Here is a 6,749-nt window from a genome sequence, read left to right as displayed (position 1 = left end):
GTCTGCGATTCCAAAGGTGTGATCTACAACGGTCGACCGGGCGGTTTTGATGCTTCCAAAGCACGTTTTGCCAAAGACACCGAGATGCGCACCCTGGCCGATGCCATGCTGGGGGCCGACGTCTTCCTGGGTTGCTCGACTGCCGGTGTGGTGACGCAAGACATGGTCAAGTCCATGGCCAACCAACCCATCATTCTGGCGCTGGCCAACCCCGAGCCCGAGATTCGCCCCGAACTGGCCAAGGCGGTGCGCCCGGATTGCATCATCGCCACCGGGCGCAGCGACTACCCGAACCAGGTCAACAATGTGCTGTGCTTTCCGTACATCTTCCGTGGCGCGCTGGACTGTGGTGCCACCAAGATCACCGACGAGATGAAGCTGGCCTGTGTCCGCGAGATCGCCGAACTGGCCAAGGCCGATGTCAGCGAAGAGGTGGCGCACGCCTACGCCGGGCAAGACCTGGCCTTTGGGGTCGACTTCATCATCCCCAAGCCCTTTGATTCACGACTGATTTTGCGCATTGCCCCGGCCGTCGCCGAGGCAGCGGCACGCTCTGGCGTGGCCACCCGCCCAATTGCAGACATGGACGCCTACCGCCAGGAACTGGCGCGTTTTGTCTACTCCACCGGCTTGCTGATGGAGCCGGTTTTCAACGCTGCGCGCAAGGCACCCGCCACCAGCAAACGCGTGGCCTATGCCGAAGGCGAAGACGAACGCGTGCTGCGTGCGGCGCAGATCGTGATCGAGGGTGCCTTGGCGCGCCCCATTTTGATCGGCCGCCCGGCCGTGATTGAAGCGCGCATTGCCAAAGCGGGGTTGCGCCTGAAGATCGGGCAGGACTTCGACGTCGTCAACCCTGAAGCCGACCCGCGTTTTCGCCAGTATTGGGAGACTTACCACCTGGCCATGGGGCGTCACGGCGTCAGTCCTGACGCCGCCAAGGCCGCCGTGCGGCGCTCGACCACCACCATTGCCGCGCTGATGGTCAAACTCGGCGACGCCGATGCCATGCTATGCGGCGTCTATGGGCGCTTTGATGTGCATCTGGAGCACGTCAACGACCTGCTCGGCCGCAAGCCTGACGCGCCCTGTTTTGCCACGCTGAACGCCTTGATGCTGGAAAAACATTCGCTGTTTGTGGCCGACACTTATGTCAACGAGGACCCCACCGCCGAACAACTGGTGGGCATCGCCCGCATGGCAGCGGACGAGGTGCGTCGTTTTGGCATTCCGCCCAAGGTGGCGTTCTTGTCGCACTCGAACTACGGCTCGTCCAAACGCGCCTCAGCGCAAAAAGTGCGCCGGGCACGCGACCTGTTCAAGGCCGCCTACCCGGACATCGAGTGTGATGGTGAATTGCGTGGCGACTCGGCGCTGTCGGTGGAAATCCGCCGCGCCGCGCTGTTGCACACCACGCTGGAAGGTCCGGCCAACATTCTGGTCTGCCCGAACCTGGACGCCGCCAACATCCTGTTCAACGTGCTCAAGGTCACCGCCAGTCATGGCGTGACGGTCGGGCCGATTCTGCTGGGTGCCGGTGCCACCGCGCATATCCTCACGCCGTCAGCGACCGTCAGGCGCATCGTCAACATGACCGCCTTGGCGGTGGCCGACGTAACGGCGGTGCGTTAGCCAAACCTCAAGGCCGCCAAAGGGGCGGCCTTGCAACGCCTTAGCTGAGTCGCAACTGCCGTGCGCCAATCAGGCGTGTTCCTTGTGGATTCAGCAAAAGTCACCATTCCATGACAACGGCAATCCACCGCCAAGTTTGCGCAGATTTGACCTTTTGCTTAAATATTTCAGCGTCTGTGCGCAATGCAACCTGGTCTGCCGTTGTCTTTGGACACTGCCCGTTGCCATCTAAACTCCTCACATGACCTGGCACGCCAAGCTCCACATTGCATACGGCCTTGAGAATCAGCGCACCCTTGCGCGACACCATCACGATGGCCCATTGCGCGTGCTGCAAAGCCTGTACCCCGAGGGCGACGGCATTTGCCACAACGTGCTGGTGCACCCACCGGGGGGCCTGGTCGGCGGTGACACGCTGGAGCTGGCGATCCGTGCCAACGGACAGGCACACGGTCTGTTGACCACGCCAGGTGCCACCCGGTTTTATCGCTCGGCCGGCGAACCTGCCGTTCAGCAAACGCACATCACCCTGCAAGACCAGGCGCGCCTGGAATGGCTGCCGCTGGAGGCCATTGCCTACAACCAGTGTCAGGCGGAAAACCGCCTCACACTCGAACTTGCACCCCAGGCCGAGCTGCTGGGCTGGGACGTGACGGCGTTGGGCTTGCCCCATGCCAACTTGCCTTTTGTGCAGGGGCATTTTTTGCAACACATCGAGCAGCCCGGTGTGTGGCTGGAACGTGGACGGATCGACGCCCAGGACCGGCGTTTGCTGGAGGGCCCGACCGGCCTGGCCGGGCAGCGCTGCATCGGGTCACTGTTTTTCACCAGCGGCAGTCCACTCGCCCGACAACGTCGCGAGGCTGGCCTGGAACTGGCGCAACGTTGCATCGCCGCCAGCGCCCTGCAACGCACGGCTGGGGTCACCTGTGTCAATCCTCAGGTGATGGTGCTGCGCGTGTTGGCCCCCGTGGTGGAGCCCACCTTCACACTGCTGCGTCAGGTCTGGGCGGTATGGCGGGCGCACTTCTGGCAACTGCCGGTCAGTGCGCCGCGGATCTGGTCGACCTGATCGCCGGTGCCAGACCACAGCATGGGTCGGGTCGTATGGTTGATCAGCTGGCACCCTTCAACAGGGCACGAATGTCCGCAGCGGTCAACTCGGGCGCGGTGTTGTAGCGGGTAAACAGCCGCAGTTTGCCGGTGGTGTCGTACACGTAGCTGCCGGCAGTGTGGTCAATGGTGTAACTGGTGGGCGTCGGACCATCCACCTTTTTGAAATACACCTTGAAGTCTTTGGCCAATGCTGCAGTTTTTTCGGGTGTAGTCGACAATGCCAGAAAACTCGGGTCAAAATTCTCCATATAGGCTTTGAGCATCGCGGGCTGGTCGCGCTGCGGGTCGACGGTCACGAACAGGCCTTGCAGCCGTTGCCCGTCTGGACCCAGCAATTTTTTGATGGCCACCATTTCAGTCATCGAGGTGGGGCAGACATCGGGGCACTGCGTATAGCCAAAAAACACCATCACCACCTTGCCCTTGAAGTCTGCCAGGGTGCGCGCCTGACCGTTATGGTCGGTCAGCTCAAAGTCCTTGGCATAGTTGGCTCCGGTCACATCAATCGCGGTAAAACTGGGACCGCCTTGGGAACAAGCTGAAAAAAGGCCTGTAGCGCTTATCCAAAGGGCGCTGTTTGCTATAACTTTTAGTGCATCACGTTTTTTCATGACTGCATCATAAACCGCAAGACTGCCCGGCTCAGATCAGCAGGTAGTGGTCCAGCAGCAAAGCGGCAAACAGCACACTCAGGTGAATCAACGAGAAACGAAAGGTCTTGCGCGCCAGCAGGTCTGAGTAATCCCGCCACAACCACCAGCCGTGCAGGCAGAACCCCAGGCTCAACACCACAGCCACCACCAGGTACAGCCACGAACTCATGCCGTAGACAAAGGGCAGCAGACAAGCTGCCAGCAGAATGAAGGTGTAGAGCAGCACCATCAGCCGGGTAAATGCGTTGCCATGCGTGACCGGCAACATCGGCAAGCCCGACTTGCGATAGTCTTCCACCCGGTACAGTGCCAGTGCCCAGAAGTGTGGTGGCGTCCACAAAAATATGATCAAAAACAGAATCATCGCCTCGGGTCCGACGTGATCCGCCATGGCGGCCCAGCCCAACACCGGCGGCATGGCGCCAGAGGCACCTCCGATCACAATGTTTTGCGGCGTCAGTGGTTTGAGGATCAAGGTGTAAATCACCGCATAGCCAATAAAGGTGGCAAAGGTGAGCCACATGGTCAGCGGGTTGACCACCCAATACAGCAATGCCGAACCCAATGCACACAGACTGGCTGAAAACAGCAGGGTTTGCCGGTCACCCAGCTCACCTTTGGCCGTGGGGCGCCAGGCGGTGCGTTTCATCTTGGCATCGATGCTTTTCTCGATGATGCAGTTGAACGCCGCCGCCGCACCCGCCACCAGCCAGATGCCCAGACATGCGGCAACCGCAACCGCGACCTGCGCCCCGCTGGGCAAGCCCGGCACGGCCAGCACCATGCCAATCAGCGCACAAAACACAATCAGCTGGATCACCCGCGGCTTCATCAGCGCATAGAACTGCAAAAAGACCGACACGCTGGGTTCCGGCTGGTTCATGCCGATGTCCTGCGTTGCATCGCGCTATGGGCCAACGGATGTGCCATGGACACACGCCAGCCCATGTCTGCCGCCACCCAGGTCAGTACCAGCACCAGCGCAGCCGCACCACCGGTATGCAGCAGTGCAGCCAACAGTGGCCAACCCAGCACCACATTGCTCAATCCAGTGGCCAGCTGCAAGCCCAGCAAACCGGCCAGCCATCGTGATGCCACCCGCCAGCCAGGCTGGCGGTTCAGCTGCCAGGCCAGCAGCATCAGCAGCAGCAATACCAGATAGGCCATCAGCCGGTGCACGTAATGAATGGCGGTGAGTGCAGCAAAACCGATGTGCTCACCTTGTGAGGTGAGTCCCAAGCCTCGCCACACCTCAAAACCTTGCCGAAAATCCATCTCTGGCCACCAGCGTCCCTGACAGGTCGGGAAGTCACTGCAAGCCAACACCGCGTAATTGCTGCTGACCCATCCGCCCAAAGCCGCCTGAAGCATCAGCAAGCCCCAACATGCCAGCACCAGGCTCCCCACGGCCACCCCCAGGGCAGGGGGTTCACACGCTTGACTTCGGTGACGCACCACCGGAATACACAGCAGCACCAGCAACACCAACGCACCGAGCAAATGCAGGGTGACAATGGCCGGAAACAGTTTCATCGTGACGGTCAACGCGCCAAAGGCGCCTTGCAGACAAACCCAGAACAGAGTGACGCTGGCCAGCCAGGGCTTGCCAGACAATACCTCAGGCGTTTGTCTGACGGACCGACGCTGGCGCAACCAATCACGCCAGGCCAACACGGTTAACCAGACAATCAGCGCACCGACCCCGGTCGCCAAATAGCGGTGCAACATCTCAATCCAGGCCTTGGCGTGGGTCACCGGGCCATCGGGCATCACACTTTGCGCGGCGTTGATGTGTGCACTTGCACCCAGAGGGCTGTGGTTGCCGTAGCAACCCGGCCAGTCGGGGCAGCCCAGGCCGGAGTCGGTCAGGCGCGTAAAGGCACCAAAGATCACCAGGTCAAATGTCAAAAACAGGGTGAACACACGCAGCGCCTGACGCTGCTGTGCCACTGTGCCGTGCCGGTTTCGCCACCAAACCCATAGCGCCGGACCAACAGCCAATATGGCGCCAATGGCTAAAAGGCTTGTCAATGGCGACAGGTTGTAGGCGGCAACTTCGGCAAGTGGGCTGGACATGGTCAACCTGGCCTAGTTGCGCCCGGGTGCATCCCAGGCCACCGACGCGCGCAGCAAATGCTCCAGGTCGCGTTTGGCCTGTCTGGCCCCGGCACTGTCAAAAACGGCGGGCAGGCGCATCATGGCATTGCCCATCGGATCAATCACAAAAATGTAGTCTTGCAGCTTTTTGCCAGCAGGCAACGGCAGCCAGGCTTGCAACAAGGACGCGTCCACCCGTGCCACGAAGGCCTGGTCTTTTTGCAGGTGGGCGGCCAGTGTGGCATTCACAGGTGCCGCGTCATTGACCAGCCAGACCCAGTCCACCCGCGTCATGTCCTTGCCCAACATCAGTCGAAACTGGCGCATCAGCAACAACTGTTTCTGGCAGTCGCCCACACACGCCCCACCATCGACCTTGACCAGCAACCATTGATCTTTCAGACTGGCCAGCGGCAACGTGGTGCCGTCAAGACGGGCCGCCACTGCGCCAGCAGGTACCGCTTGCGTCGGGGCGATCAACTCACCCAATGTTGCCTGACCTTGCGGTCGGACGACATAAAAGGTCAAATAGGTCAGAATGACCGGCAACGAACACACCAGCACAATGGCCAGCAGCTTCAGGCGGCTGCGTGCCACCTCGGGCGCCAACGCATCGGCTGGGCTGGGCAGCGACACCACGGTCAGATCAAGCGGCTCGTCGCGCGGCAGTTGGTTCATGGCAGTTTTGGGCGGCGCAGGCTCGCAACCCCATAAAAAACAAGCAGCGCAACCGCCATGCCAAACCACTGAAACGCGTAGCCCCGGTGCATCGCCACCCGGTCCTCGGGCGGCTCCCATTGGCGCACCAAGCCATCGGCAGACGCACTGGTTTGTTGCAACACCACCGGCTGTAGCGGTGCCTTGAGCAAGTCGGAAATACGTTCCATGTCCAGGCGCGACCACAGGTTGCTGGCCTCGGGGTGGTCTGGCATGAGTAAAAACTTCTTGGTCGACGGCACAAACGCGAGGCCGGTGAGGCGTTGCGCGCCGCTGGGCGTGGCCACCACCGGCAACACACCACGCAGACCGTGCGGCCAGGCCACCCAGCCCCGGTTGACCAGAATGCGGGTGCTGCTGCCCTCGAGCCTGAGCGGCGTGATCACCTGCACTCCGGGCTGGCCGTTGTGCTGACGATTGTCCAGAAAGATCTGGTACTGCGCCTCAAACTCACCGTTCACCTCGATGGGCGCGCCGCGCAGCGCCTGCGCATCCATCAGCGTGCCACCCACCGGCAAAGCGCCAAGTTGGTTG

General features: G+C 61.2%; 7 protein-coding genes. 2 read left to right on the top strand and 5 right to left on the bottom strand.

Annotation, left to right across the window (positions count from 1 at the left end; all coding sequences use genetic code 11):
• Both KBF66_RS18140 and KBF66_RS18135 read left to right on the top strand, forming a co-directional pair.
• Nucleotides 1-1,632: phosphate acyltransferase (locus KBF66_RS18140; protein WP_296660815.1), on the top strand; the 1,632-nt coding region annotated here is incomplete at its 5' end.
• 241 nt (nt 1,633-1,873) lie between these two features.
• The gene (locus KBF66_RS18135) at nt 1,874-2,704 is read left to right on the top strand and encodes an urease accessory protein UreD (RefSeq protein WP_296660812.1); all 831 of its coding nucleotides are present in this window, start codon (nt 1,874-1,876) and stop codon (nt 2,702-2,704) included.
• 43 nt (nt 2,705-2,747) lie between these two features.
• On the opposite strand, the gene KBF66_RS18130 is transcribed toward KBF66_RS18135, so the two are convergent.
• From KBF66_RS18130 to KBF66_RS18110, 5 genes are all read right to left on the bottom strand, one after another.
• Nucleotides 2,748-3,359, bottom strand: coding sequence for an SCO family protein (locus KBF66_RS18130; protein WP_296660810.1), 612 nt, complete (start codon nt 3,357-3,359; stop codon nt 2,748-2,750).
• A gap of 31 nt (nt 3,360-3,390) precedes the next feature.
• Nucleotides 3,391-4,284: a heme o synthase gene (cyoE, locus tag KBF66_RS18125; protein WP_296660808.1), complete on the bottom strand. Its 894-nt coding sequence runs from the start codon at nt 4,282-4,284 to the stop codon at nt 3,391-3,393.
• On the bottom strand, nt 4,281-5,477 hold the full coding sequence (locus KBF66_RS18120) for a COX15/CtaA family protein (RefSeq protein WP_296660805.1): 1,197 nt from the start codon (nt 5,475-5,477) through the stop codon (nt 4,281-4,283). Before KBF66_RS18120 ends, cyoE begins: the two co-directional genes overlap by 4 nt.
• A 12-nt stretch (nt 5,478-5,489) precedes the next feature.
• The gene (locus tag KBF66_RS18115; RefSeq protein ID WP_296660803.1) at nt 5,490-6,176 is read right to left on the bottom strand and encodes a hypothetical protein; all 687 of its coding nucleotides are present in this window, start codon (nt 6,174-6,176) and stop codon (nt 5,490-5,492) included.
• On the bottom strand, nt 6,173-6,749 hold a 577-nt coding region (locus tag KBF66_RS18110; RefSeq protein WP_296660798.1), incomplete at its 5' end, for an SURF1 family protein. The genes KBF66_RS18110 and KBF66_RS18115, both read right to left, overlap by 4 nt.

Origin of the sequence: Rhodoferax sp. (assembly GCF_018063565.1) — a bacterium.
Taxonomy (GTDB): Bacteria; Pseudomonadota; Gammaproteobacteria; order Burkholderiales; family Burkholderiaceae_C; genus Rhodoferax.
The sequence above is the reverse complement of the archived record's forward strand: the minus strand, read 5'-3'. Positions and strand labels throughout refer to the sequence as shown.